Source organism: Pontibacter sp. MBLB2868 (assembly GCF_051904785.1).
Classification (GTDB): domain Bacteria; phylum Bacteroidota; class Bacteroidia; order Cytophagales; family Hymenobacteraceae; genus Pontibacter.
Genome location: NZ_CP196710.1, coordinates 290,469 through 314,375, shown reverse-complemented (window position 1 = coordinate 314,375; position 23,907 = coordinate 290,469). Strand labels below are relative to the sequence as shown.

Sequence of the window (23,907 nt, the reverse complement as noted above, 5' to 3'; positions counted from 1 at the left end):
TAACTTAAAGTACTAATTAAATGTAATTCCCAACCACTGTGCTGAGTTTTATCTTGTTCCGTTTTACACCATTGAACAACTCTTCCATCTTCAGAACCTCATGCGACTTCTTACTGATCCAGAAAACAGCATAATTGGTTTCACTGTAGTTGATGCGGAGCATCCAGCAATCGGTTTGTGTATTGTTTACGGTTGCCAGCTTCTCTGATCCCGTTACTTTGTATTGATAATCCTGGGGACCTGCTTTGCTGCCTGGATGATAAAAGTTGATCAGGTAAACAGTGTTGGCTTTAAGTGGCAGGCTTTCAAAAAACTCCAGATCCAGCTCCCAATCGAAAGTGGGTTGAGGTGCTGCAATGGCAAAACCTTTGAATCCGTTATTTTTTACTGAATCTGCCCCCACAACGCTGTCTTTCTCGAAGTTAAAGGCAGCTGTTCCACGAAACGAGGTACTGGTATGGAAAATTGGGGTGAAATCCTTTTCGCATATCGTAAACACACTTCTATTAGACAATGTGTCCGGGCCAATCCAACTTTGCCGAACAACCATCCGCTCTTTGCCCTGGTAATTTTCAAAGCTTACGTTGCGGTTCCAAAGTGACTGACGTAAAACCGTAGGTGCATCCGGCATCTGAATAGTAACCAGGTATTGACGTGTGCCGGGTTTTACCTGCTTAATTTTCAGGTCTTTTGCAGCGATATGCACAGTGTCTACCTGCGCATTGGAAAGTGTGTACACAAAGAGGCACATGAGTAGTAAAATACTCCTTTTCATAGTTTTATAGGGTTGTATGGTTTGTAGATAATGACTAAAAGTCATTGTTTAAACACAAAGAAAGGCATAATCAGGCAATCTATTGCTATAAAACAGAAGGGGTTGGCCGAATATTCGACCAACCCCTCGTTATACTTGCCCGATGCTCCGAAGAGCCGGATTAATTACAAGTGAATCACTTCATCGTAAGCAGCTGCTGCTGCCTCCATAATGGCTTCGCTCATGGTTGGGTGCGGGTGTACCGATTTGATGATCTCGTGGCCGGTTGTTTCCAGTTTACGGGCTACAACTACCTCTGCAATCATTTCTGTTACATTGGCACCGATCATGTGCGCGCCCAGGAACTCGCCATACTTGGCATCAAAGATAACTTTGATAAAACCATCCTTTGCACCAGCGGCACTTGCCTTACCAGAAGCTGAGAATGGGAATTTACCTACTTTTATGTCCAGGCCTTGTTCGCGGGCAGCTTTCTCTGTTAAGCCTACCGAAGCAATCTCAGGAGAGCAATACGTACAGCCAGGTATGTTACCATAGTTCAATGGCTCAGGATTGTGACCTGCTATTTTTTCAACACAGATGATACCCTCCGCAGAAGCAACGTGTGCCAATGCAGGACCAGGAACAATGTCACCGATCGCATAGATGCCATCCACATTAGTCTTGTAAAACTCGTCTACTACTAAACGGCCTTTCTCTACCTTGATACCTAACTCTTCGATACCAATGTTCTCAAGATTTGTCTGGATGCCTACAGCAGAAAGAACTACTTCCGCTTCAAGTGTCTCCTCGCCTTTGGCAGTTTTCACTTTCACTTTGCAGATAGCACCGCTTGTATCAACAGCCTCCACAGAAGAATCTGTCATGATGTTGATGCCAGCTTTTTTGAATGACTTAGCTAATTGGCGTGATACCTCTTCGTCCTCAACCGGCACGATGTTCGGCATGTACTCCACGATGGTCACTTTCGTACCCATTGCATTGTAGAAATATGCGAACTCCACACCAATGGCACCAGAACCAACTACAACCATAGACTCAGGCATTTTTTCCAACACCATCGCCTGGCGGTAACCAATGATCTTCTTGCCATCGATCGGCAGGTTAGGCAGCTCACGGGAGCGGGCACCAGTAGCCAGGATGATGTTCGTAGCTTCAACAGTATCTTTCTTGCCGTCTTTGTCAGTTACCTCTATCTTTCCTTTGGCAACTACTTTACCAGTACCCATAATAGCATCGATCTTGTTCTTACGGAACAGGAACTGTATACCTTTGCTCATACCATCGGCAACGCCACGGCTGCGCTTGATAACTGCGTCAAAGTCAACAGATGCATCTCCTACGTTAATACCGTAGTCAGAAGCATGGTTAATATATTCAAAAACATTTGCGCTCTTCAGCAATGCCTTGGTAGGGATACAGCCCCAGTTCAGGCAGATGCCACCAAGCGACTCACGCTCAATTACACCCACTTTCAATCCCAGCTGCGAAGCGCGGATGGCCGCCACATAACCGCCTGGGCCGCTACCAAGCACTACTAAATCGTATTTTGATGCCATAGTCTCTTTATCTTAAAGTTGATGGGCAAAATTAAACGATAATCCCAACTTAGCAAAACCGCTTGCTTCTTACTTGCCTATAGTACAAAGCAAAGAACGTACGGGTAAGATTTTATTATAGCCACATAAAAACCAGAAATATCTTTTAGGGTTGGCCTGAACTGCTGAACTTTACAGCCATAAAAAAATTATATTCCGTATTGCATGACAAAACTTTTACCCCTACTCCTACTCTTAATGGTTGCCCTTTCGGTACAGGCCCAAAAGCCTGCCAAGGATTACTTTTTGAGCGGAAACGACAAATTTAAAGCAGGTAAGTATACCGAAGCAATTAAAGACTACAACGAGGTACTGAAGCAGGAACCTGATCATGTTGTAACCCTGACCAACCGAGGCATTTCCCTTGACAGGTTGCATGATTATCGCGCAGCCATCGAGGATTTTACCAAAGCCATTGCCTTAGACCCGAAATATGCTGAAGCATATTTTAGCCGGGGCATGTCTAAGTATAACCTTAAAGACTACCGCAGTTCACTGCTGGATTATAACAAAGGGCTCGAACTTACCCCTAAAGATGCCAAGGCCTATGTAAACCGGGGCCTTGTGCGCTACGGGTTAAAAGATTACAGCGGAGCCATTTCAGATTACTCCAAAGCAATTACTCTTAACCCGAAGTATAAGGAAGCCTACTATAACCGTGGCGCCCCCAAGTTTAACCTCGGTGACAAAGAAGGCGCTTGCAGCGACTGGAACAAAGCGAAGGGACTTGGTCTTAAAGATGCTGACCCTTACCTGAAGAAATACTGCAAGTAGAAGCCGTGGTAGCGGTAAAACCGACTGAAAGCTCATCCCAAATTCAGATTCAACACTGAACTAAAACATAAAAGGCGCTGGTAAAGCGCCTTTTATGTTTTTATTACCAAGATACTGGTTAAGCGTCTTTAGGCTGTTTTGCTCCACCCGTCGCCAGCAACTCAGGCTTTACACTGTGGGTATCAATTGACTCCATACGCTTGATCGTTTCCTCTTTTAATGCCGTGAACTCGCTGATATTCTTTCTGCGTACCGGGTTGCCGTTCGGTAGTTTTACCCGCAGGGCATCTACTTGCCTACCGTTTTTCCAGAAGCGGTAGCAAAGATGCGGACCAGTGGCAAGGCCAGTGCTGCCAACATAGCCAATGGTTTGCCCTTGCTTTACATGAGCACCTTTTCTGATGCCTCTTGCAAATTTAGACATGTGCAGGTATTGGGTGGTGTAGGTCTTGTTGTGTTTGATCTTCACAAAGTATCCGTTACCCCTGGTATAACGTGCATCCAGTACTATACCATCGCCAACAGTACGGATAGGGGTGCCACGGGGAGCTGCGAAGTCTGTTCCTAAATGAGCTTTGTAACGCTTTTGCACTGGATGGAAACGGCGTTTGGTAAAGCGGGAGCTAATACGGGTATACTCCAGTGGCTCTTTCAGAAAAGCGGTACGGAGGCTCTGTCCTTTCTCATCAAAATAATCTACTCCATTGCCCTGATCATATCCAATGGCATAAATTGATTTGCCTTCATGCTCAAAAACGGCTGACTTTAAATCTCCAAACCCTATTGTCTCTCCGTTCACTACTTTCTCATCATAGATCAGCTTGAACTTATCGCCGGGCTGGATGCGGTTCAGGTTCAGCCGCCAGGCATAAATATCGGCAAACTTGTTTACCAGCTGCGGAGATCCTCCTGCCTCTACCAACGATTCAAAAAGGGAGCTTTTGATCTCTCCTGCCAAAACACGCTCATGAATTTCAATTTCACGCTTTACATGTGTTACAGCCAGGCTGTCGCGCAGGTCGTAAATAACATACTCAATCTTATTGGGCTCATAAATAAAGTAACGTGCAGTTTGTGCTGAATCCAGGGAGTGAAGTAAAATGTAATTCCTGTTGGCTGCTATACGTCGAACATTATAGATTTTCTTTGCCTTACGGGCCAGGTTAAAAACCTGTGTGGGGGTAATGTTATACTTAGAAAGTATCTCTGAAAGGTTCTCACCTCTGGCTACTTTTCCTTCCACTATCTCCATTGTATCGGTAGCGATACCGTAGACTATAGGAGCTGGCTGCTTCTCTACCTTTTCAGGTGCGGGGTGAGGTTTAGCTGGTTTTTGCAGGTCTGACATCCTGCTTGTATTAAAGTTGAGGGTTTGCGCCGCTGTAATACAAATAAGAAGCGACAAAGCGATGAGGATGGCAAGTCCTTTACTGCGTTTGAACATCACAAAAAATACCTTTGGTTGGAAAATTGACACGAAAATATGCTTTAACCATTAGAAATAAAAACCTTTTAAAACACAATAATCAGATTATAAATATGTTACAATACATTTACCAAAACGCAATATAGTATTCCAGCATTAACTACCCTTCCCCTACTTTATAGAATAGCTTTACTATACTTTTTGTAAGCAGCTTCTAACCAGCATTTTTTGCACTCCCAACAACTACTAAATGAATGCACTTTCACAATAAACATTTCTTTTTATAACTTTGGCCTCTATGAAAGCATTAGAAGGAAAAGTAGCTCTGGTAACCGGAGCATCCAAAGGAATAGGCCGCGCCATCGCAGAGAAGTTTGTGGAGGCTGGTGCAGAGGTAGCGTTTACCTACCTTTCAAGCGTTGAAAAAGGACAGCAGTTGGAGCAGGAGCTATCTGCCAAAGGCGGCAAAGCCAAGGGCTACCGCTCTGATGCCTCAAATACCGCACAGGCTGAGCAATTAGTTGAGGATGTTGTAAAAGAATTCGGTAAGATCGACATCGTTGTAAATAATGCCGGTATTACCCGCGACGGTTTGCTGATGCGCATGAACGAGGAGCAGTGGGACGCCGTGATCAATACTAACCTGAAGTCGGTTTTTAACGTGACTAAGTCTGCTACCAAGCATATGATGCGGGCCAAGTATGGTTCTATCATCAACATTACGTCGGTGGTAGGTATCAAGGGCAACGCAGGGCAGGCAAACTACGCCGCATCTAAGGCTGGTATCATCGGTTTTACTAAGTCGGTAGCGCTGGAGCTTGGCTCACGTAATATCCGTAGCAATGCCATTGCACCAGGTTTTATCGAAACTGAGATGACTGATGAACTGGATCAGAAAGTTGTTGAAGAGTGGCGCAAAGCAATTCCGTTGCGACGTGGAGGTTCTCCGGAAGATGTGGCTAAAGCTGCTGTTTTCCTGGCATCTGACGAATCTGCTTATATTACCGGGCAGACACTGCAGGTAGACGGCGGTATGCTTACCTAGAAATATTATGACTTAATTCTTACGGATTATTAATTATTTAATTCTTCGTAAGTCTTAAATAAAGACCAATGCTGTTACGTTTACGTTAGTAGCATTGGTCTTTTTGTTTTAAATTAGCTTTCAAAGCCAGATCCTTTGGCTAACACCTGAGAAAGGCTTGAATTAATTAGTAGCTTTTTGATTGCCTAACCTTAAACCCTGTACCTGCAACATTGTCTTCATTCCGGCTCATAACGACTCTTTCTCCCTGGTTTATCCTGGCCTGTCTGGCAGTTGGATTGCTCTATGCCTGGTTGCTTTATAGTAAGCGCGCACCCTGGCCGAAAAGTATAAATTATGCGCTGGCAGCTTTGCGCTTTCTGGTGGTTAGTACCCTCTGCTTTTTGTTGCTGGGGCCATTAGTCAGGTATGTTGCAAATTCAACCATCGCGCCCACTATCGTATTCGCGCTGGATAACTCGCAGTCTGTGCCTCTCTTCTCTGATTCGGCACAACTGCAACAGACTACCCAGGGGCTGCAGCGTATGCTATCCGAACTAAAAGAGCAAGGTTATAAAACGGAGGTAAAAACACTGGAACCCGATGCCACACCTCAGGGACTTACAAACGTGAAATTCACATCCAACACCACCAACCTGGGTCAGCTGCTCTCCGATGTTCAGAACGAGTACGCTGAACAGAACCTGGCGGGGGTAGTGCTGGTGTCTGACGGTATTGTAAACCAGGGCACCTCCCCTACATATGCCAACTATAGTTTTCCGATCTATCCTATCGCCCTGGGCGACACTATTCCTAAAAAAGATGTACTTGTCGCCTCTCTTAGGTATAACAAAGTTAACTACAGCGGAAACCGTTTCCCGCTAGAGGTTGAACTGCAGCAGGAAGGTTTCGGAGGACGTACGGCTACAGTAATTTTGCAGGAAAACGGAAAAACCATTGCCAGCAAAACAGTTACGCTGCAGGCAAATAAACCCGTGCAACAGGTGCCTTTTCAGGTAATGGCCAGCGGACTAGGCAAAAGGCACTACGTGGTTGAGGTACAACCCCTGCAGGAGGAGTTCACCACCCTGAACAATACCAAACATGCCTACATAGATGTGGTGAAAGGTAAAATAAAGGTTTTAGTAGCCGCCGCTGCCCCACATCCGGATATCCGCTCTATCCGCGCCGCTATCGAGACGAACGAGAATTATAAAACCGTACTCTACATACCCGGCCTTACCCAGCTGAAGCAACAGGATTATGATGTAGCTGTGCTGCACCAGTTACCGGGTCGCATACCTGGCAGTGAGGCGGTGATGGAACTGGTTCGGAAAAAGAATATTCCTGCACTGTATATTTTAGGCCCACAGAGCGACTTCAACAACTATAACCGCCTGAATGTGGGGCTTAACATTAACAGTAGTGGCCAGGTAGACGAAGTTACACCTGTGGCCAATACCAATTTTACCACCTTCCGGTTGCCTGATGCAGCTTCGGAACGGTTGCAGCAGTACCCGCCGGCCAGGGTTCCCTACGGAGATGTGCGCATCAGCCCGAATACCGAAGTGGTATTATACCAGCAAGTGGGCAGAGTAAAAACAAATAAACCGATGCTCGCAGTACAGTCCACTGGCAACCAACGAAACGCTACCTTGCTGGCCTCAGGTATTTGGCAGTGGCGCCTCTCAGAGAAAGCGGATAACGCTGAGCCGGTTGTTTACGACAAACTCATTACAAACCTGATACAACTCCTGAGCGCTCCGCGCAATAAAAAGCGCTTGAGCGTGTACCCCGTTCAGACAGAGTATACCAGTGCCGACGAGATCCTTTTCAATGCTGAGGGCTACAACGAGGCGCTGGAGCCGATCTACGGACAAAATATCACGCTAACAATAACTGATGAACAGGGTGACCCGAGGACTTTTAACTTTGTGAACGGTGAGAACCAGACAGGTGTGAACATTGGAGCCCTGAAAGGGGGGCGTTATACCTACTCAGCCTCCGCACGTATCAATGGGGTAGCGCAACAGGATAAAGGCGAATTTATAGTTGAAGACCTGCAATTGGAAGCGCTTAACGCTGTAGCCGACCACAACCTGCTGTTTCAGGTAGCGAGCAACACAGGTTCTAAACTTTATTATCCGAACCAGCTTCAGCAACTGCAGCAGGATATTTTAACCAATAACCACAAGGCAAAGATCTACAGTACCGAAGAACTGAAGGATATTGTAGACATGAAATGGCTCTTTTTCCTGCTATTGGGGCTGATCTGTATCGAGTGGTTCATCCGGAAGTATAATGGCAGTTATTAAGGGAATGCATACTTTTGGCTTTTAAACCTATTACTAAAACTCACTTGAAATATTTTATCCTGAATAAGCCTTTCGAAGTTCTCACACAATTCACTGATGAGGCGGGGCGTTCTACACTAAAAGACTTTGTAGACGTGCCCAACATTTATCCTGTTGGCCGCCTGGACTACGACAGCGAAGGGCTTGTGCTCTTGACCGACGATAAGCAATTGCAACATCGCCTCTCAGACCCGCATTTTAAAGTTGAAAAAACATATTGGGTGCAGGTAGAAGGACAGCCGACTGACGAAGCGTTTACCAGGTTGCGTGTTGGGGTTCAGATCAAAGGCACTAAAACTACGCCAGCTAAAGTAAGGGAACTGGAGGAGGAGCCACAGGTATGGGAACGGTCCAAGCCCATTCGGTTCAGAAAAAATATACCAACGGCCTGGGTTGAGATAAAAATATCGCAGGGCATGAACCGGCAGGTGCGACGCATGACCGCCGCCGTAGGTTTCCCTACACTTCGCCTGATTCGTCCGGCAATTGGGCCGCTTACAATAGGCAACCTGCAACCCGGCGAGTACCGTGAACTGACAACGGAGGAAGTAACCTTATTAAAGGGCCTTGCAGCCAAAGCGACACCTCCCAAAGGCGGAGGGAAAGGCAACATACGTAGTAAAAGCATCGGAAACAGCAGCAAAGGTAAGCGAGGCGGCCAAAGCGGCTTCCGGAAACAAATAAATTAACCACTTTCGGGGCACTAGCTAATAAAGTTCTACATCAGGATATGCGTAAAGTAAAGCAGGTGACACATTTTGGCAAAATAACGCTATGAAAACCAAAGATCAGGTTATAAAGATTGAGGTGGCTCAGTATCTACTGCTGCGTGAGATAGCAGTGACAGATGCCCCCGCCATTTTTAACCTGATCGATAGTAACAGAACTTACCTCCGGGAGTGGTTGCCTTTTGTAGATTATACCCTGGCAGTTTCAGATACTGAATCCTATATCAAATCTGCACAGGCCAGTTATTCTGATCTCGTATTCGTGATCATTTATCAGCAGAAACATGTGGGTGTGATCGGTTATAAAGGCATTGACCTGATAAATCAGAAACTAGAAATTGGCTATTGGCTGGCTGAAAGGCAACAAGGCAAGGGAATCGTGACCCGTTGCTGTAAGGCTTTGATCAGGTATGCCTTTGAACAGATGAAGATGAACAGGGTACAACTGAAAGTTGCTTTAGATAACCAGAAAAGTAAAAAGATACCTCTCAGACTGGGTTTTAAAACAGAAGGTATTGAACGGGACGGCGAACTGAGCAGCAACGGCGAATACCACGATCTGGAAGTGTACAGCTTACTGAAACGTGAATGGCAGTAGCCCCCTATTCCTTCAGATCCTCATTTCCTGCACTAAGCAATAACGATACGGCTCTCATATCTTCATGTTTATCTGCTATAAGCTTGAGTATGGCAATAAAGGGCACAAAAAGTATCATGCCGGAAGCACCCCAAAGTATACCACCTGCCATTATGGCCAATAATGTAAAGAGCATGTTTACCTGCAGCCGATAACTCACTGCCCACGGAAAAATAAGGTTTGCCTCCAGGTACTGTACAACCGTAAACACCACCACCACTCCAATCGGATACCACACACTATCATATGTTACCCAGGCGATGGTAATTGGCAAAATGGCTCCAATCACAATACCGATGTATGGAATAAACGTTAATACAGAAGCAATGATTCCAAAGAAAACGGCATGCGGAATACCAAGTAGCAGCAAACCAATGCTATTCAGTATGCCAACTGCCAGATAAACCACGATCATGCCTTTAATAAAGTTGTAATACGTGATGATGGTCTCGTGCAGGATATTTTTAATATTCTTGTGCTCGGTTCTGGGGAAAAGTACGTAAAGTGCTGCGGCTAATTGCTCCCGGTACAAAAGTATGAGGGCAGTATATAACGGTATTAGCACCAGCAAAACAACCCCGATCGCTGAAGAGTAGATAATCTCCTGCGCCATATTAAATATAGTTGTGGCAACTTCTGTAGCAATACCTTCCAGCCACGCCTTCTGCCGCTCGGTATCTATTTTATAAGTGAGCTCCAGATATTCGCTCAGTTTGCTCCAGGTTTCAAACAGTTTTTCCTGTAATACCGGCCACTCATTTGTAAACTGCACCATTTGCCTTACAAGTAGCCACACCATTCCTCCGAACAAAACAAAAACCAGTAACAGGCAAAGCACAATTGCAACCCATCGCGGCGTTCTCCTGGCTTCCAGCCACCTGCAAATAGGGTAAAGTATAAAACTGATCAGCAGCGAAAAACTGAGCGGAATAAAAAGCGCTTTCCCAAAGTATAAAAGCATCGAAAGCAGTACGGTATAAAGGAGCAGTTTCAGCCAGTCTACTTTAGGTTGGGTATACATAAAATTCAGGTATATTAGAGCTACCGTTAAGGTTCCGAATTATTTTATGTGCTAACTATACTACGCTATATTAATCAAATCAAATGAAAAAAATAAAGTACTCCCTGCTCTTCATTGCAGGCTTTTGCCTTAGCCAGGAACTGTCGGCCCAGGCTCCTTCCACCATTTCAGAGGCTGAGGTTACCCGTATTGTTAAAACGCTTAGTGCCGATGATATGCAGGGCCGCGCTTCCTTTACACCCGGTATAGAAAAAGCCGCTGATTTTATCAAAAACGAGTTTCAGCAAATAGGTTTACAACCTATGCCTGGAAACGATGGATTTAAACAAAATTTTAAAGTTTACCGCCTAACCCCCACCGAAACCGAGATAAAACTTAACGGCCATAAATTGCAACCCGAGAAAGCCTTTGCAGTTACCTCCCAGCGTGAGATAGAGTGGAAAAAGAAGAAAAATATACCTGTCATCACAATTACGGAGCAAGATGATTTCAGAGCTGCTTTTGGGAAAATTTACAGCAGTGACAAAGATGCGCTGGTACTGGTAAACCCCAAGCATGCAGAAGCCTTTAGCGGTATGCGCCGCTACTTTACACGAGGTAGCGTAAAGGAGAAAATAAATGAAGGCAGCAGTAAAGTTTTTATACTTTCAGAAATTTCAGATGAAAGAGCCCTTCGAAAATATGACATAGAGATTGAGCAAAAGGTTGAAGAACTTCAGTTGACAAATGTTGTAGGCAAGATAGAGGGCAAACGGAAGGATGAAGTTGTGTTGTTCTCAGGCCACTACGACCATATTGGTATACACAAGCCCCTTGCCGGCGACAGCATTGCCAATGGCGCCGACGATGATGCTTCCGGCACTACGGCGATGATCATACTTGCTAACTACTATAAGCAACAGCCGCAACCGGAACGCACTTTAGTATTTGTTGCCTTTGCGGCAGAAGAGATAGGAGGCTTTGGCTCTAAGTTCTTCTCGAAACAGTTAAACCCGGATAATATTGTGGCGATGCTTAATATTGAGATGGTAGGCAAGCCATCGAAATTTGGCCCGAACAACGCCTATCTTACCGGTTTCGATCGATCAGACCTCGGCAAGCTGCTGCAGCAGCGTCTGGCAGGAACGCCTTACAGTATTCACCCTGACCCTTACCCGGATCAAAATCTCTTTTACCGATCCGATAATGCTACACTAGCAAGGCTGGGGGTGCCTGCACATACCCTATCGTCTGTACAGATAGACCAGGATACAACTTATCACACCGTAAAAGATGAGTTTGATAAACTTGACATGCCTCACCTGACAAGCATGATCAGAGCCATTGCCCTGGCTGCCCAAGGAGTAGTAAATGGAGAAGACACACCTACTCGCATTGACAAAGCATTGGTGGAGTAACTAAATTTTTGTACACTTTTACTATAAAAGCCCGCACGTCGGGCTTTTATGTTTTAAGGCTTATATACTTATTGTATGCCAAATTCGTAAAAGAAGTGGATACAAAACCATGAGTTTACGTCTAACTATATTATTATTTTTTGCACTTTTTTCATCTAGCGCCCAACAACCTGATTTTACCTGGGGTAGTCCAATAAACAGAAACCCCAGGCTGTTGCAGCACATGGAAGTAGTAGGGGTGGATAAAGACGGCTTTTTTGCAACACATGCCACTGACAATCAAACAGTATTAGAACACTTTAACCCCCAGAACGACCGGCTCTGGACCACCGTTTTACTTCCAAGGTCACCCGAGGGGGCGGCCACTAAGTTTCACAGCGTACAGATGATCAAAGGTAAGCTTTACCTGATCTCCAGTGGGTTGAAAGACGGGCAGACTTTGGTGTATGCACAGGAGATAAGGCATAACGGTAATTATGATCCTGAAATCGTTACGCTGGCACGTGGGAAATACGGCAAAAAAATTCATATTGCTACCGCCCAGGACGAAGCTGCCCTGATCGTGGTACTTTCCGGTGACAATCAACAAACAATTACCTCTGCCCTCTTAACAAACAAGCTTGAACCGCGCTGGACCCAGACACTAACTTCCGGTGGCGACATGCAGGAGGTACTGGTAAACTCAGATGGCACTGCCTATCTCCTCACAAAATCTTTACCTGCAGCCCCTTCTACCTCTGCGTTTTTCTTGTACAGGCTTAAAGCCAAGAGTGGCCGGTACAGAGAAGTAGCACTGGGAGACAGTGATTACCGGCCTTTGAAGGCTAAGATAACTGCCAGCCCATCTGGTGAGACAATCGTGACAGGATACATAATTCCAAGTTCTTATGTTGCCAGTCAGAATCCGGAGCCCATCGGCACCTTTTATTACCGCTTTCAAAACGGAAAACTAGATGACCCGGTAGTTGCATTTTCTCCTTTCAGAGAGGACTTTATACAGAGTTATAAGAGTTTTAAACCTGACTATGACAGTAGCCAGCGACTGCGTTACCTTGAATTAGATAGAGTAGTACCCATGGACGATGGCGGCGTTATTCTGATCGGGGAAGTAAACTTTAAGTTGGATCAGGGAAATACACGCCTGCAGCATAATAACGATGTTGTGATCGTGCGCCTGCACAAGGATGGTTCCCAAGCATATATTTGCAGCACCAATAAGTTACAGGCAACCACAAGTGAAAATGAATTGATGCACTCTTATTTTGCTACATCAATAGACGATACCCTCAAGATCATTTACTTGTATTTTGAATATGCTGGCACGGCAGGCGGAGCACCTGCAGGCAAGCTAAGGTCAACACCCAAAACCACTGTATTAGTTACGGTAGCCCCGGATGGATCTAAGGAGATATTGCCCCTTGAAGGCACGCACCAGCAAGAAGCGGAAGACTTCTACATAAGCCCAAAATCGGCTTACCAGATCTCGCCCAAAGACTTCATCATTCTTGGTGTGGGTCCAGATTACTACAAGTATGGCCGGATGCGCTTTAATTGATTAGCAGTTGAAAAACATCTAATTATCAGCTGACACATTTCTTATATGCTTACTTCCTTTCCTTATCAATTGTTAGTAGCAGAACACTGTTGTAACAGCATCTAAATGCTTATATTTGAGAATCAAACTAATCTAAAACTTTTACCCTACCATGAATAAACGTACCTGTCTGAGTATGTTTCTGGCGGCGGCTTTGGCTTTACCTTTAGGTATCGCAACAGCCCAGGACAAAAAAGATGACAAAAAATGGACCGTGGATGCTGCCCACGGTACCGAAAAAGAAATCAGTTTTACCACCGACGAAGGCACCTGGATGAGCCTGGATGTAAGCCCGGATGGCAAAGAGATCGTGTTCGACCTGCTCGGCGATATCTATATTATGCCGGTTACAGGTGGTAAAGCGAAGCAACTTTTGGGCGGAAGGGCCTATGAGGTGCAGCCACGCTTTAGCCCGGACGGCAAGTATATCTCCTATACTTCGGATAAAGCTGGCGGCGACAACATCTGGATCATGAAGCGCGATGGCTCAGAAGCTACGCAGGTAACCAAGGAGAATTTCAGATTGCTGAACAACGCTGTCTGGACACCGGACGGCCAATACCTGATCGCGCGCAAGCACTTTACCAATACCCGCTCGCTGGGTGCCGGTGAGATGTGGATGTACCACAGATCTGGCGGCGCGGGCGTGCAGCTGACCAAGCGTAAAAACGACCAGCAGGATGCCGGCGAGCCATTCGTATCGCCGGACGGCAAGTATGTCTACTACTCTGAAGACATGAGCGGCGGCTCTAACTTTGAGTACAACAAAGACCCGAACGGTCAGATCTACGTGATCCGTAGGGTAGACCGTAACACCGGCGAGATCGAAAACGCGGTGACCGGTAACGGCGGCTCTGTTCGTCCAACTATCTCCCGCGATGGCAAACACATTGCCTTTGTGCGCCGTGTTCGTACCAAATCGGTGCTGTTTGTGCAGGACCTGAAAACGGGTGAGCAGTGGCCTATTGCCGATAACCTGAGCAAAGACCAGCAGGAAGCCTGGGCCATTTTCGGTGTATACCCATCCTTCTCCTGGACTCCGGACAACAAAAGCATCGTGTACTGGGCTAACGGTAAGATCAATAAGGTTGATGTAGCCTCGCAGAAGATTACCAACATCCCTTTTGAGGCTACCGCTACACATTATATTGCCGATGCCGTGCGCCACGATTTCAGCAAGAACGGTGGCGTAGCGCCGAAGCAGTTCGAAGCTAAAGCTATCCGCCATGCCATAACTTCTCCGGATGGTAAGCTATTGGTATTTAATGCTGCTGGCCACATCTACAAAAAAGAACTGCCAAACGGCAAGCCGGAGCGCATTACGAAGGATGCGGATTTTGAATTCTACCCGACTTTCTCTCCGGATGGCAAGTATATCGTGTATTCTACCTGGAACGATGACAACTACAGCGCCCTGATGAAGCTGGATATCCGTAAGAAGAACGCAAAACCAACTAAGTTAACAACGGAAAAAGGTTTCTACTCTAATCCTTCTTTCTCGCCAAACGGCAAGTATATTGTGTACAACAAAGAGGGCGGCAACAACCACATGGGTTATGCTTACGGCAATGAGCGTGGTATTTACTACATGTCAGCAGATGGCGGCAAGCCTAATTTTGTGCAGAAGCAGGGTTCTTCACCGTTGTTTAACGCCACATCTGACCGCATTTTCTTCACAGCAGGCGCCGGCGATAAGTATGCATTCAAGAGCGTAGACCTGAACGGCAAAGAAGAGCAGACCCACTATACATCCAAGTATACCGACCAGTTCTACCCAAGCCCCGACAACAAGTGGATCGCTTTCGTGGAGTTGTTCAATGGTTATGTAGCACCTTTCACCACCAATGGCTCTGGCCTGGATCTGAGTGCCGATACAAAAGCAGTTCCGGTAGCCCGCTTCACCCGCGACGCCGGCACCAGCATCCATTGGTCAGCCGACAGCAAGAAAGTGAACTGGGTGTTAGGTGATGAGTATTTCTCAAATGACCTGAAAGACCGCTTCACTTTTGTGGAAGGCGCTCCCGATAAACTACCTGCCATCGACACCACCGGCACTAAGATCGGCCTGGTGCTAAATACAGACGTTCCGGAGGGCAAAGTAGCCTTTACAAACGCACGCATCATTACTATGAAAGGCGACGAAGTGATTGAGGGCGGAACGATTGTAGTGGATGGCAACCGCATTGTGGCCATTGGCAAAAACATAACCATACCAAAAGACGCTAAAGTGATCGATGCGGCCGGTAAAACCATTATGCCGGGCATTGTGGATGTGCACGCCCACCTGGGTACGTTCCGTTTGGGTATGAGCCCGCAGAAGCAATGGTCATACTATGCTAACCTGGCTTACGGTGTAACTACCACCCACGACCCGTCTTCTACCACTGAGATGGTTTTCAGCCAGTCAGAAGCCGTAAAATCAGGTATGATGGTTGGTCCGCGCATCTTCTCAACGGGTACGATACTTTATGGTGCCGATGGCAACTTCAAAGCCGTAGTAAACAGCCTGGACGATGCCCGTTCGCACCTTCGCCGCCTGAAGGCTGTAGGTGGATTCTCGGTAAAGAGCTATAACCAGCCTCGTCGTGAGCAGCGCCAGCAGATCATTCAGGCTGCCCGCGAACTGGACATGAGTGTGGTACCGGAGGGTGGTTCTACTTTCTTCCACAACATGAGCATGATCCTGGATGGTCACTCTGGCATTGAGCACAACATACCTGTTGCGCCTGTTTATAAAGATGTGGTGGAAGTATGGAAAGCTTCACAGACAGGCTATACTCCTACCCTGATCGTAAATTATGCCGGTAATAGCGGCGAGTACTACTGGTACCAGAAAACCAATGCCTGGGATAAAGAGCGTCTGCTCAAGTTCACACCACGCTCCATTATTGATGGTCGTTCTCGTAGAGTGACTTTGGTACCGGATGAGGAGTATAAAAACGGCCATATCCTGACATCAGAAGCTTGTAAGAAACTGGCAGATGCCGGCGTTAAAGTAAACCTGGGTGCTCACGGGCAGCTACAGGGCTTAGGTGCTCATTGGGAACTATGGATGCTACAGCAAGGCGGCATGACCAACCTCCAGGCACTTCGCGCCGCTACTCTGAACGGAGCCGAGTACCTGGGCATGGGCAGCGAGATCGGTTCCCTGGAAACAGGCAAACTGGCTGACCTGATCGTGCTGGATAAGAATCCGCTGGAAAACATCCAGAACACCGAATCCGTGAAGTATACAATGGTGAATGGCCGCCTGTACGATGCCGCTACTATGGCAGAGGCAGGTAACTATAACAAACAGCCAGGTAAGTTCTGGTGGGAAAACAACCGTACCGCCACCGCCTTCGATTGGCACGAAGGTACCGATACCCGCTTAGAGGGCATCGCCGGCGAGCATTGCGTTTGCCGTCATTAAGATATAGAAGTATTAAAATAGAAGCGGCTGCTCCATCCAGGGGCAGCCGCTTTTTATTTTTAGCGTATCATGGCGCGAGCGTCCACGCTCGTGACGTACTATAGCAGGGGCCTCTGGCCCCTTAACTGTTTATACTTTGTTTCCTATATTCTCGTATGCTACTGCATGTCCGAAAAGTATAAAATACACCCTGAAGGTGTTTTCTTCATCACACTAACTGTTGTAGGGTGGATCGATATTTTCACCAGAAGAGAATATGCAGATGAAATAGTTGCCAATCTAGACTACTGCAGTAAAGTAAAAGGGCTGCAAATTTACAGCTATTGCATCATGCCCAGCCATCTGCACATGATATGCTCTGTTGAGAGAGGTAGCTTGAGTGACATACTTCGTGATTTTAAAAGCTACACAGCAAAAAGAATCATCAGTTTAGTTGAAAGTAGTCCAACTGAAAGCAGGAAAGAATGGCTATTATACTTATTCAGGTTCTTTAAAGAGAAGATTCGACACAACAAAGAGTATCAGTTCTGGCAGCAGCACAACCATCCTATAGATTTGACCAATGCAAAGATATTTCAGCAGAAGGTAGACTATATTGAACAGAACCCAGTAATGGCGGGTTTGGTGACAGATGCGACTTATTATGCTTTTAGCAGTGCAAATCCGGATAACATGTTGATTTTGGCTGAGGTATAAAGAGTAAAGGGGCCAGAGGCCCCTCTATAATTAGTCACGAGCGTGGACGCTCGCGCCATGATACAACCTAACAACTACTCATGCCGCAAGTTTGTAACTTGTGGCCAAATATAGCGCCAGTTTATAAAGGCCTATCTTTCAAAGCTATACTTTCGCCTTTATAAACTGGCATCATGATTAACTACCAGTTACCGCTGCGCTCAAACTGGCAGTATACCTACCTAATGCAAACTAATGTTACAATCTACTGGCATAGATACTGCAACTAACAAGCAACAATCTACTCCTTCACCGCAGCCAGCACTCTTTTAAACAACTCATTCTGCTTGCCATCGTGCCAGCGCCAAACGATCACGATGTCGTGCTTGGGATCTACCCAAACGGTGTTCTGGCCGGCACCTAAGGCTGCGTAGCTGGTGGTGGGGGCATCGGGCCAGGCTTTGCCTTCGGTATTCAGCCACCAGAGGTAACCGTAGTCTGGGCCAACCGGACCGCGGGAAGTTGTTGCGTCCTTCACCCATTGCTCCGACACTAGTTGTTTATCTTCCCAGCGGCCGTTACGCAGGAACAGGTAGCCGAAACGGGCTTCGTCGCGGGCACTTATCCAGAGGCCGCCGCCCCAACGCGTACCGCCGCTTACCGATGGCATTTGCTTGCCGTTTATCTCCACCACAGAATTTTTGTAAGGTACCCACTTCCAGGTTTCAGAGGCGTCAATAGGGTCCATTATTTCATCTTCCAGCACTTCCGGCAGAGGCTTCTCCCAGAGACGCAAAAGTGATAGCGCGAACCGGTTGATGCGGGTATCATTGTACTCATAGAAAGTACCCGGTTCCTGAATTTCACGTGGCTTTCGCTCGCCACGCCCAAAGGCTTCCTTGCCAATAAAATCATCTTTTTTGCCCCACATCTCGCCCTGCCACTCGCTGGTCTGGCGGGCATGGTGCTCCCAGGTTATTTTGCTGTTGTGCTCCGAATTATAGCCGCCGTCGTGCACATACTTTGCTACCGGGTCGTGAATGTCATCGATCATGCCTTTATCAATGGTTAGCCCTAGTATGGTAGACAGAAAGCTTTTGGCCACGCTGTAAGTTGGGTCTGCTGCTTTGGTATCGCCCCACTCCGCCACAATGTAACCATCCTTTAGAATGATGCCGTTGGTGTTGGCACGGGTCGCTGGTAAAGGCCCCAGAGGTTCCCCGAAAATATCTTTCTGAGTAGAAAAGTCTTTCTCGATCTGCGTTGTCTCCTGCGTCTTGGCCCACTCTACGGCCTGTTGTAAAAGTGCTGCATCCAGTCCCACCTCTTCCGGTTTTTTATGTTTCCAGTTATCGCCTTCACCAGGGTAGTAATATTTGGCTGCTGACGTGGAGGCTTGTGCAGAAGAAGTTGGTTGCGTAGCCTGTTGCTGGCATGCGCCCAAACCAAAGACCAGCAGGAAAGCAAAAACTGTATTTTTTAGCATCGGTATAGCATGTGTTATCTACAGGTCAATCTACAAAAAAGTAGCGAATGTTAAACAGCACCAGCCTATCTTTGATAGTATAGCATTTGATAGTAAAATAAAAGCCCGGTAGTCAAACTGCCGGGCTTTCGTTTTACTTTTTAGCTAAAGTTACGTGGCACAAAAAACATACAGATGGCTATCGGTAACCTACCCCTAGCCCCTCCTAAAAGGGGTGTTTTTCTTCCACTTTTGTATTACTCCCCTCCTGAAAATGCATCTCGTAACCTATGCTAAGAAAAAGATTGTTACTTCATCGGCACTTCTATCAGCAGCAGTTCTGCATCAGAATCCGCTTTGATACGGATGCTATCTACTTCTGAGATCCCCACGGCATCGCGCTTACTCAGCTTTTCGCCGTCTACCTCTACTTCTCCTTCCAGTACAAAAGCATAGACGCCGTGCTCTTTGTTGTGCAGCTTGTAGTTTTCAGAAAAGCCTTGTTTTAAAGTACCAAGCGTAAACCAGGCATCCTGGTTTATCCAGATTGCCTCACTATCCTTATCCGGTGACACAACTGTCTGTAACTGGTTCTGCCTGTCCTCAGGCTTAAATGATTTCTGCTCATAGCGCGGCTTAATGTCACGCTCTTTCGGAAATACCCAGATCTGCAAAAACTTTACAGGCTCTGTTTTAGAGTGATTATACTCTGAATGTGTGAGACCCGTACCAGCCGACATGATCTGCACTTCGTTGGTATGAATGGTCTTCTCGTTTCCGGTGCTGTCTTTATGTGCCAACTCCCCGGACAAAGGAATGGAAACGATCTCCATATTATCATGTGGGTGCGCGCCAAAGCCCATTCCCGGTGCTACCGTATCGTCGTTCAGCACACGCAGCAAACCAAAGCCCATGCGCTCGGGGTTATAGTAGCTGGCAAAACTGAAACTGTGGTAGGAATTTAGCCAGCCATGGTTGGCATGGCCGCGCGTATCTGCTTTGTGAATTACTTTCTTGCTCATTTTATTTTTTTTAATCGTGTATGTCCTAAAATCAAGTGTAACGAAATTAACCCTCTGTGTGGGCTGAATCATGTATAACTCGTTTCGTTTAGTGTACCTGTTTTGCTACCCTTAAAAGATTATCTGACAACTATTTTGCAAGGTATAAATCCTTTAAAGATAAATAATACATGTACCTACATTAATTATACACCTCTCTAGTCAACTTTGTTCCGATCTACGTTTTTTTATTATCTGAACGTTATCATTTATAACATAACTAACAATTTTTACATCGTTCAAAGGGTAATAAATTAACATATGTCTATATTTGACTGTCGTAAGCTCATCTGAGCAACACCAGCTTTAGTACTGCATTATGAAAACTACCAGCACGGCCACTTATAGTGCTGCCGCGAATGAAAATCTTTTTGGGATATCTGAGAAAGTAACACAGGCAATACAGGAAGCCTTACAATTTATCAATAGCTACCCAAATCCACACGCAGCCCCACTACGTCTGGCTATTTCACAACAATTAAGCATAAGTCAGGATGAAGTGGTGATAGGCAGCGGTTCTGCTGAACTGATATCTCTGCTGATCAGAGCTATATGCAAATCGAATCAGCCAAATGCTATACTTTCTACGGAACCTACTTACCCACTCTACAAGCATGAGGCAGAAGCGCTGGGTGTAAAGTATAATACAGCCCCCCTGAATAGCGGTTACGAGTTTGATATTGAAGCACTACTCAGGCAGGTAGATGCCTCCACCCGGCTGCTATTTATTTCAAACCCTAATAACCCGACAGGTACTTACCTAACGCAGGCACAGATTGAACAGTTAGTAAAAGAGACGCCTGCCCATGTCGTGCTGGCACTGGATGAAGCTTATGTAGAATTTGCAGATGCACCGGATTACGGATCAGGATTACCTTATCTGTACCAGCGCGAAAACCTGGTATTGCTCCGCACATTTTCCAAAGCCTATGGCCTTGCCTCTATGCGGGTAGGTTATATGGTGGCACAGCAACCGCTTCTTGGTCGCATTATGCAGGTCAAGCAACCGTATAATGTAAACCACTTAGCCCAGGTTTCTGCTCTTGCCGCCCTTGATGATACAGCTCATCTTACGTATACCTTAGACCAGACCGCCGCAGGAAAGCTACATTTACAGGATATTCTGGACAAGCTGGGTGTTCAGTGGTGGCCCTCGCAGGGGAACTTCCTGTATACAGATGCAGGCATACCAGTCCTGCCCGTGGCAGAGCAGCTACAGGAACAGGGTATACAGATACGCAGCAATTCAGACAGCAACTTCGGAGCCCGCATAACTGTAGGACCTAAAGTACATCAGCAACACCTCTACGAACAACTCAAAAACATACTTGCTCCTGAGAACATTTGGGCTGACAATGTACTAGCCGAAATCCTTAGAACTGGTTACCAGATAGCGGCAGCTGAACAAGAAGCCCCTACCCCTGCCGTAGCAGCCCTGGCACAGCTGGCAAATGGCGATGGCAATGCAGCTGAACGGATAGCATTGGCTTACCTACGCGCTTTTTCAGCGCATTTGTCTGAACATGGCCACGCCCACACAGGCAATCTTTACAACAGTACCTATGGCGTAACGGATATGATTTCTGCCTTCAACGTGCTGATGAAATCAACGCCACTGGTCACTTTCGGGCATCACCTGGCTAACCTGGCCATAGCTGATAGCGTGGCGGGAACCACTGAAGTACATATACTTGACCTGGGTATAGGCAGCGGCTTACAATGGCTGCACCTGATGGAGTTGCTGGCCTCGCGCGCTAATGGCACTGTGTCGCTAAAGATTACGGGTGTGGATATACCTGCGGTAGGCGACGACCCTGCTATACGGCTGCGCATGACCGGCGAAATGCTGCAGGAAGCCGCCGGGAAATCAGGTATAAGCTTCACTTATACAGGTATAGCCCAGAAGCTGGAGGAAATAAACCTGCTCGATCTTACTTATTCCGCGTCAGAAACGCTGGTTATAAATTCAGCTTTCACGCTGCACCACCTGCCGGACCAACTTACCACCGAAATTGACTACCGGGACAGGATACTGCGGCAGATCAAAGCATTAAATCCTGCATTACTTACACTTACTGAACCGGACTCGGAGCACAACAGGCTAAACTTTCTGCCTCGCCTACGGGAATCGCTACGCCACTACTACACAGTTTTTGATGTATTAGATACGCTATTGCCTCCTCTGTTACCGGAACGCCAGGTAATTGAACAGGAGTTTTTTGGCAGAGAGATCATAAACGTAATTTCCTGTGAGGGTATAAACCGTGTGGAGCGCCACGAGCGGAATGAAGCCTGGCAACAACGCATGATCCGGAATGGATTTACCCCGGCTGTTTCAAAGATCAGCCCTGAAAATTTAGCACAGGCACTTGACCTACATGAGAACTTTACGCTGAAAGAAAATGGCGCGGGCTATACGTTGTGCTGGAAAAACACACCGGTAGTGGCAGCTACACTCTGGACTTAACATACTTCACTAAACACCCAGTTTGCGCAGCGCAAGCAGGCATAAGGCAATAGAGCCGGAAACATGCACCTGCTGGTTCAGGATCATGTTCTCTACCTCTTTTAAAGGCACCTTCAGGACTTCGATGTTCTCTGTTTCATCTAAGTCCTGATCAGCTACCTTTCGTGCATTACGGGCTATAAAGAAATAGATCTTGTTCGTGTCTTTTGTGGGATTGTCAATGACTTCCAGCACCAGTTCCATATCATCGGAAGCATAGCCGGTTTCTTCCAGCATCTCGCGGCGGGCAGCTTCTTTCGGATCATTTTCATGGTCATCAATCACTCCGCCTGGCAATTCAGTAAAAATGCCTCTTGCAGCATGTTTGTATTGACGCACAAAAATAACTTCGTTGTCTTCTGTAAGCGGGAAAGTTAACACCACATCAGGGCGCACACTTACATAATAATCATCCAGCACAATTCCATTCGGTAATTCTACTTCATCCCTGCGGAGCTTGTACCACTTCTCATCGAATACCATTTCAGATTTCAGCACTCTCCAGTGCTTTGGGGTAGGCGTGTGTTTATTTTCAGACATGCTGCAATTTATATTTTATCAGCGTAAAAAAGCCACGCCTGCAAAAACAGCAAACGCGGCAGCTACTATAGTTAATACTGTATTTTACTTTTTGCCGTTCTGGCTTACCATGTATGGGTTCTTATCAGCCACTTTTCTGTCTACTGCTTTTTGCCAGTCCTGACCCGTAGCAGACAGGTATTCCGACTCATTCCACTGCTGCTGTTGCTTCAGGCTTTCATCCACTTCAAGTATATACAGCTCGTGTCCGGGCCGCTCTTTTACCCTGAAACCACAGGAGCGCATCATAGCTTCGATGCAGGCCCTGTTTGGAGCCCACCAGTTAGTAGGATCACCGGCCATGCGTTTTTCGATGAAAGCCATTTTAGGCCACTCACTTTCCAGCATCCGTTTCCGGTCATTTATCTCAAAATCATCAGGAGTATCTGCCACCTCATCACCCGGCATAGACAAAGTCTGGAATACCATTTGCTTCCGGCACTTCTGCGCTAAAATATCAAGCGACAGTAAGGGGTAGCGGAGGTGATACAGCACACCCATGTACCAGATCAAATCAAACTGGCGGTCAAGGCGTGCCACATCATACACCTGCATTTGTTTTAGTTCTATCTTATCTTCGAGGCCAAACTGCTTTGCTGCCCACTCCGCCTGGCGCAGGTAATGCGGGTCTACATCTATGCCCAGTACATTTGCTCCTCGCTTTGCCAGCTCTATACTATAAAAGCCTGCATTGCAGCCAATATCCAGCACTTCCCACCCTGTTAGATCTGCTGGGATATGTGGTTCCAGGTCCTGCCATTTGAAACGCGGGAAGTCGCCTAACCTGTGATCAGGTGCGGTTTGCTCTCCGTTTGGCAGGTGTAAATTATGAAACCAGGGCCCTAGCTGCTCTATTTCTGACATAATGCTAAATGGTAATG

General features: G+C 46.6%; 18 protein-coding genes. 10 read left to right on the top strand and 8 right to left on the bottom strand.

Annotated elements, in window-relative coordinates; translation table 11 throughout:
• Positions 1-16: 16 nt before the first annotated feature.
• The gene (locus ACSX1A_RS01380) at positions 17-775 is read right to left on the bottom strand and encodes a DUF3108 domain-containing protein (RefSeq protein WP_439881813.1); all 759 of its coding nucleotides are present in this window, start codon (positions 773-775) and stop codon (positions 17-19) included.
• Between the two features lie 164 nt (positions 776-939).
• Complete coding sequence (lpdA, locus tag ACSX1A_RS01375) at positions 940-2,334, bottom strand: dihydrolipoyl dehydrogenase (RefSeq protein ID WP_439881812.1); 1,395 nt, start codon at positions 2,332-2,334, stop codon at positions 940-942.
• Between the two features lie 204 nt (positions 2,335-2,538).
• Here lpdA and ACSX1A_RS01370 point away from each other — a divergent pair, with 204 nt between their 5' ends.
• A complete protein-coding gene (locus ACSX1A_RS01370) occupies positions 2,539-3,147 on the top strand; it encodes a tetratricopeptide repeat protein (RefSeq protein WP_439881811.1) in 609 nt (202 codons plus the stop codon).
• Positions 3,148-3,265: 118 nt separating this feature from the next.
• Here ACSX1A_RS01370 and ACSX1A_RS01365 read toward each other — a convergent pair whose 3' ends face one another.
• A complete protein-coding gene (locus ACSX1A_RS01365) occupies positions 3,266-4,624 on the bottom strand; it encodes a peptidoglycan DD-metalloendopeptidase family protein (protein ID WP_439881810.1) in 1,359 nt (452 codons plus the stop codon).
• Positions 4,625-4,871: 247 nt separating this feature from the next.
• On the opposite strand from ACSX1A_RS01365, the gene fabG reads away from it, so the two are divergent.
• The 4 genes from fabG (at position 4,872) to ACSX1A_RS01345 (ending at position 9,277) form a co-directional block, all read left to right on the top strand.
• Positions 4,872-5,618 carry a 3-oxoacyl-[acyl-carrier-protein] reductase gene (gene fabG / locus ACSX1A_RS01360; protein WP_439881809.1) on the top strand — a complete coding sequence of 249 codons (747 nt, stop codon included), beginning with the start codon at positions 4,872-4,874 and terminating at the stop codon, positions 5,616-5,618.
• A 212-nt stretch (positions 5,619-5,830) separates the two neighbouring features.
• Positions 5,831-7,912, top strand: a complete 2,082-nt coding sequence (locus ACSX1A_RS01355) for a VWA domain-containing protein (RefSeq protein ID WP_439881808.1) — start codon at positions 5,831-5,833, stop codon at positions 7,910-7,912.
• 44 nt (positions 7,913-7,956) lie between these two features.
• Positions 7,957-8,640, top strand: a complete 684-nt coding sequence (locus ACSX1A_RS01350) for a pseudouridine synthase (RefSeq protein ID WP_439881807.1) — start codon at positions 7,957-7,959, stop codon at positions 8,638-8,640.
• An 85-nt stretch (positions 8,641-8,725) separates the two neighbouring features.
• Positions 8,726-9,277, top strand: a complete 552-nt coding sequence (locus tag ACSX1A_RS01345; protein WP_439881806.1) for a GNAT family N-acetyltransferase — start codon at positions 8,726-8,728, stop codon at positions 9,275-9,277.
• A gap of 4 nt (positions 9,278-9,281) precedes the next feature.
• On the opposite strand, the gene ACSX1A_RS01340 is transcribed toward ACSX1A_RS01345, so the two are convergent.
• Positions 9,282-10,337: an AI-2E family transporter gene (locus ACSX1A_RS01340; protein WP_439881805.1), complete on the bottom strand. Its 1,056-nt coding sequence runs from the start codon at positions 10,335-10,337 to the stop codon at positions 9,282-9,284.
• Between the two features lie 83 nt (positions 10,338-10,420).
• Between ACSX1A_RS01340 and ACSX1A_RS01335 the strand changes: the two genes are divergently transcribed.
• From ACSX1A_RS01335 to ACSX1A_RS01320, 4 genes are all read left to right on the top strand, one after another.
• Positions 10,421-11,734 carry a M20/M25/M40 family metallo-hydrolase gene (locus ACSX1A_RS01335; protein ID WP_439881804.1) on the top strand — a complete coding sequence of 438 codons (1,314 nt, stop codon included), beginning with the start codon at positions 10,421-10,423 and terminating at the stop codon, positions 11,732-11,734.
• A gap of 109 nt (positions 11,735-11,843) precedes the next feature.
• Positions 11,844-13,289: a hypothetical protein gene (locus ACSX1A_RS01330; RefSeq protein ID WP_439881803.1), complete on the top strand. Its 1,446-nt coding sequence runs from the start codon at positions 11,844-11,846 to the stop codon at positions 13,287-13,289.
• Positions 13,290-13,464: 175 nt separating this feature from the next.
• Positions 13,465-16,740, top strand: a complete 3,276-nt coding sequence (locus ACSX1A_RS01325) for an amidohydrolase family protein (protein ID WP_439883577.1) — start codon at positions 13,465-13,467, stop codon at positions 16,738-16,740.
• Between the two features lie 165 nt (positions 16,741-16,905).
• On the top strand, positions 16,906-17,436 hold the full coding sequence (locus ACSX1A_RS01320) for an REP-associated tyrosine transposase (RefSeq protein WP_439881802.1): 531 nt from the start codon (positions 16,906-16,908) through the stop codon (positions 17,434-17,436).
• Between the two features lie 280 nt (positions 17,437-17,716).
• Here the strand turns inward: ACSX1A_RS01320 and ACSX1A_RS01315 are convergent, their stop codons facing one another.
• Both ACSX1A_RS01315 and ACSX1A_RS01310 read right to left on the bottom strand, forming a co-directional pair.
• Entirely contained in the window at positions 17,717-18,901 is a 1,185-nt protein-coding gene (locus ACSX1A_RS01315) for a serine hydrolase domain-containing protein (protein ID WP_439881801.1), read from the bottom strand.
• 287 nt (positions 18,902-19,188) lie between these two features.
• Positions 19,189-19,902, bottom strand: a complete 714-nt coding sequence (locus ACSX1A_RS01310) for a pirin family protein (RefSeq protein ID WP_439881800.1) — start codon at positions 19,900-19,902, stop codon at positions 19,189-19,191.
• A 358-nt stretch (positions 19,903-20,260) separates the two neighbouring features.
• On the opposite strand from ACSX1A_RS01310, the gene ACSX1A_RS01305 reads away from it, so the two are divergent.
• Entirely contained in the window at positions 20,261-22,408 is a 2,148-nt protein-coding gene (locus tag ACSX1A_RS01305) for an aminotransferase class I/II-fold pyridoxal phosphate-dependent enzyme (RefSeq protein WP_439881799.1), read from the top strand.
• A gap of 9 nt (positions 22,409-22,417) precedes the next feature.
• Here ACSX1A_RS01305 and ACSX1A_RS01300 read toward each other — a convergent pair whose 3' ends face one another.
• Together ACSX1A_RS01300 and ACSX1A_RS01295 are read right to left on the bottom strand one after the other, a co-directional pair.
• A complete protein-coding gene (locus ACSX1A_RS01300; RefSeq protein WP_439881798.1) occupies positions 22,418-22,987 on the bottom strand; it encodes an NUDIX hydrolase in 570 nt (189 codons plus the stop codon).
• An 84-nt stretch (positions 22,988-23,071) separates the two neighbouring features.
• Positions 23,072-23,890 (bottom strand): TIGR04290 family methyltransferase, encoded by an 819-nt coding sequence (locus tag ACSX1A_RS01295; RefSeq protein WP_439881797.1) that lies wholly within the window; start codon positions 23,888-23,890, stop codon positions 23,072-23,074.
• Positions 23,891-23,907: the final 17 nt, after the last annotated feature.

Coding starts and splice junctions, on each gene's coding strand:
- ACSX1A_RS01380 (WP_439881813.1), bottom strand. CDS start 775: ATGAAAAGGAGTATTTTACTACTCATGTGCCTCTTTGTGTACACACTT.
- lpdA (WP_439881812.1), bottom strand. CDS start 2,334: ATGGCATCAAAATACGATTTAGTAGTGCTTGGTAGCGGCCCAGGCGGT.
- ACSX1A_RS01370 (WP_439881811.1), top strand. CDS start 2,539: ATGACAAAACTTTTACCCCTACTCCTACTCTTAATGGTTGCCCTTTCG.
- fabG (WP_439881809.1), top strand. CDS start 4,872: ATGAAAGCATTAGAAGGAAAAGTAGCTCTGGTAACCGGAGCATCCAAA.
- ACSX1A_RS01345 (WP_439881806.1), top strand. CDS start 8,726: ATGAAAACCAAAGATCAGGTTATAAAGATTGAGGTGGCTCAGTATCTA.
- ACSX1A_RS01340 (WP_439881805.1), bottom strand. CDS start 10,337: ATGTATACCCAACCTAAAGTAGACTGGCTGAAACTGCTCCTTTATACC.
- ACSX1A_RS01335 (WP_439881804.1), top strand. CDS start 10,421: ATGAAAAAAATAAAGTACTCCCTGCTCTTCATTGCAGGCTTTTGCCTT.
- ACSX1A_RS01330 (WP_439881803.1), top strand. CDS start 11,844: ATGAGTTTACGTCTAACTATATTATTATTTTTTGCACTTTTTTCATCT.
- ACSX1A_RS01325 (WP_439883577.1), top strand. CDS start 13,465: ATGTTTCTGGCGGCGGCTTTGGCTTTACCTTTAGGTATCGCAACAGCC.
- ACSX1A_RS01320 (WP_439881802.1), top strand. CDS start 16,906: ATGTCCGAAAAGTATAAAATACACCCTGAAGGTGTTTTCTTCATCACA.
- ACSX1A_RS01315 (WP_439881801.1), bottom strand. CDS start 18,901: ATGCTAAAAAATACAGTTTTTGCTTTCCTGCTGGTCTTTGGTTTGGGC.
- ACSX1A_RS01310 (WP_439881800.1), bottom strand. CDS start 19,902: ATGAGCAAGAAAGTAATTCACAAAGCAGATACGCGCGGCCATGCCAAC.
- ACSX1A_RS01305 (WP_439881799.1), top strand. CDS start 20,261: ATGAAAACTACCAGCACGGCCACTTATAGTGCTGCCGCGAATGAAAAT.
- ACSX1A_RS01300 (WP_439881798.1), bottom strand. CDS start 22,987: ATGTCTGAAAATAAACACACGCCTACCCCAAAGCACTGGAGAGTGCTG.
- ACSX1A_RS01295 (WP_439881797.1), bottom strand. CDS start 23,890: ATGTCAGAAATAGAGCAGCTAGGGCCCTGGTTTCATAATTTACACCTG.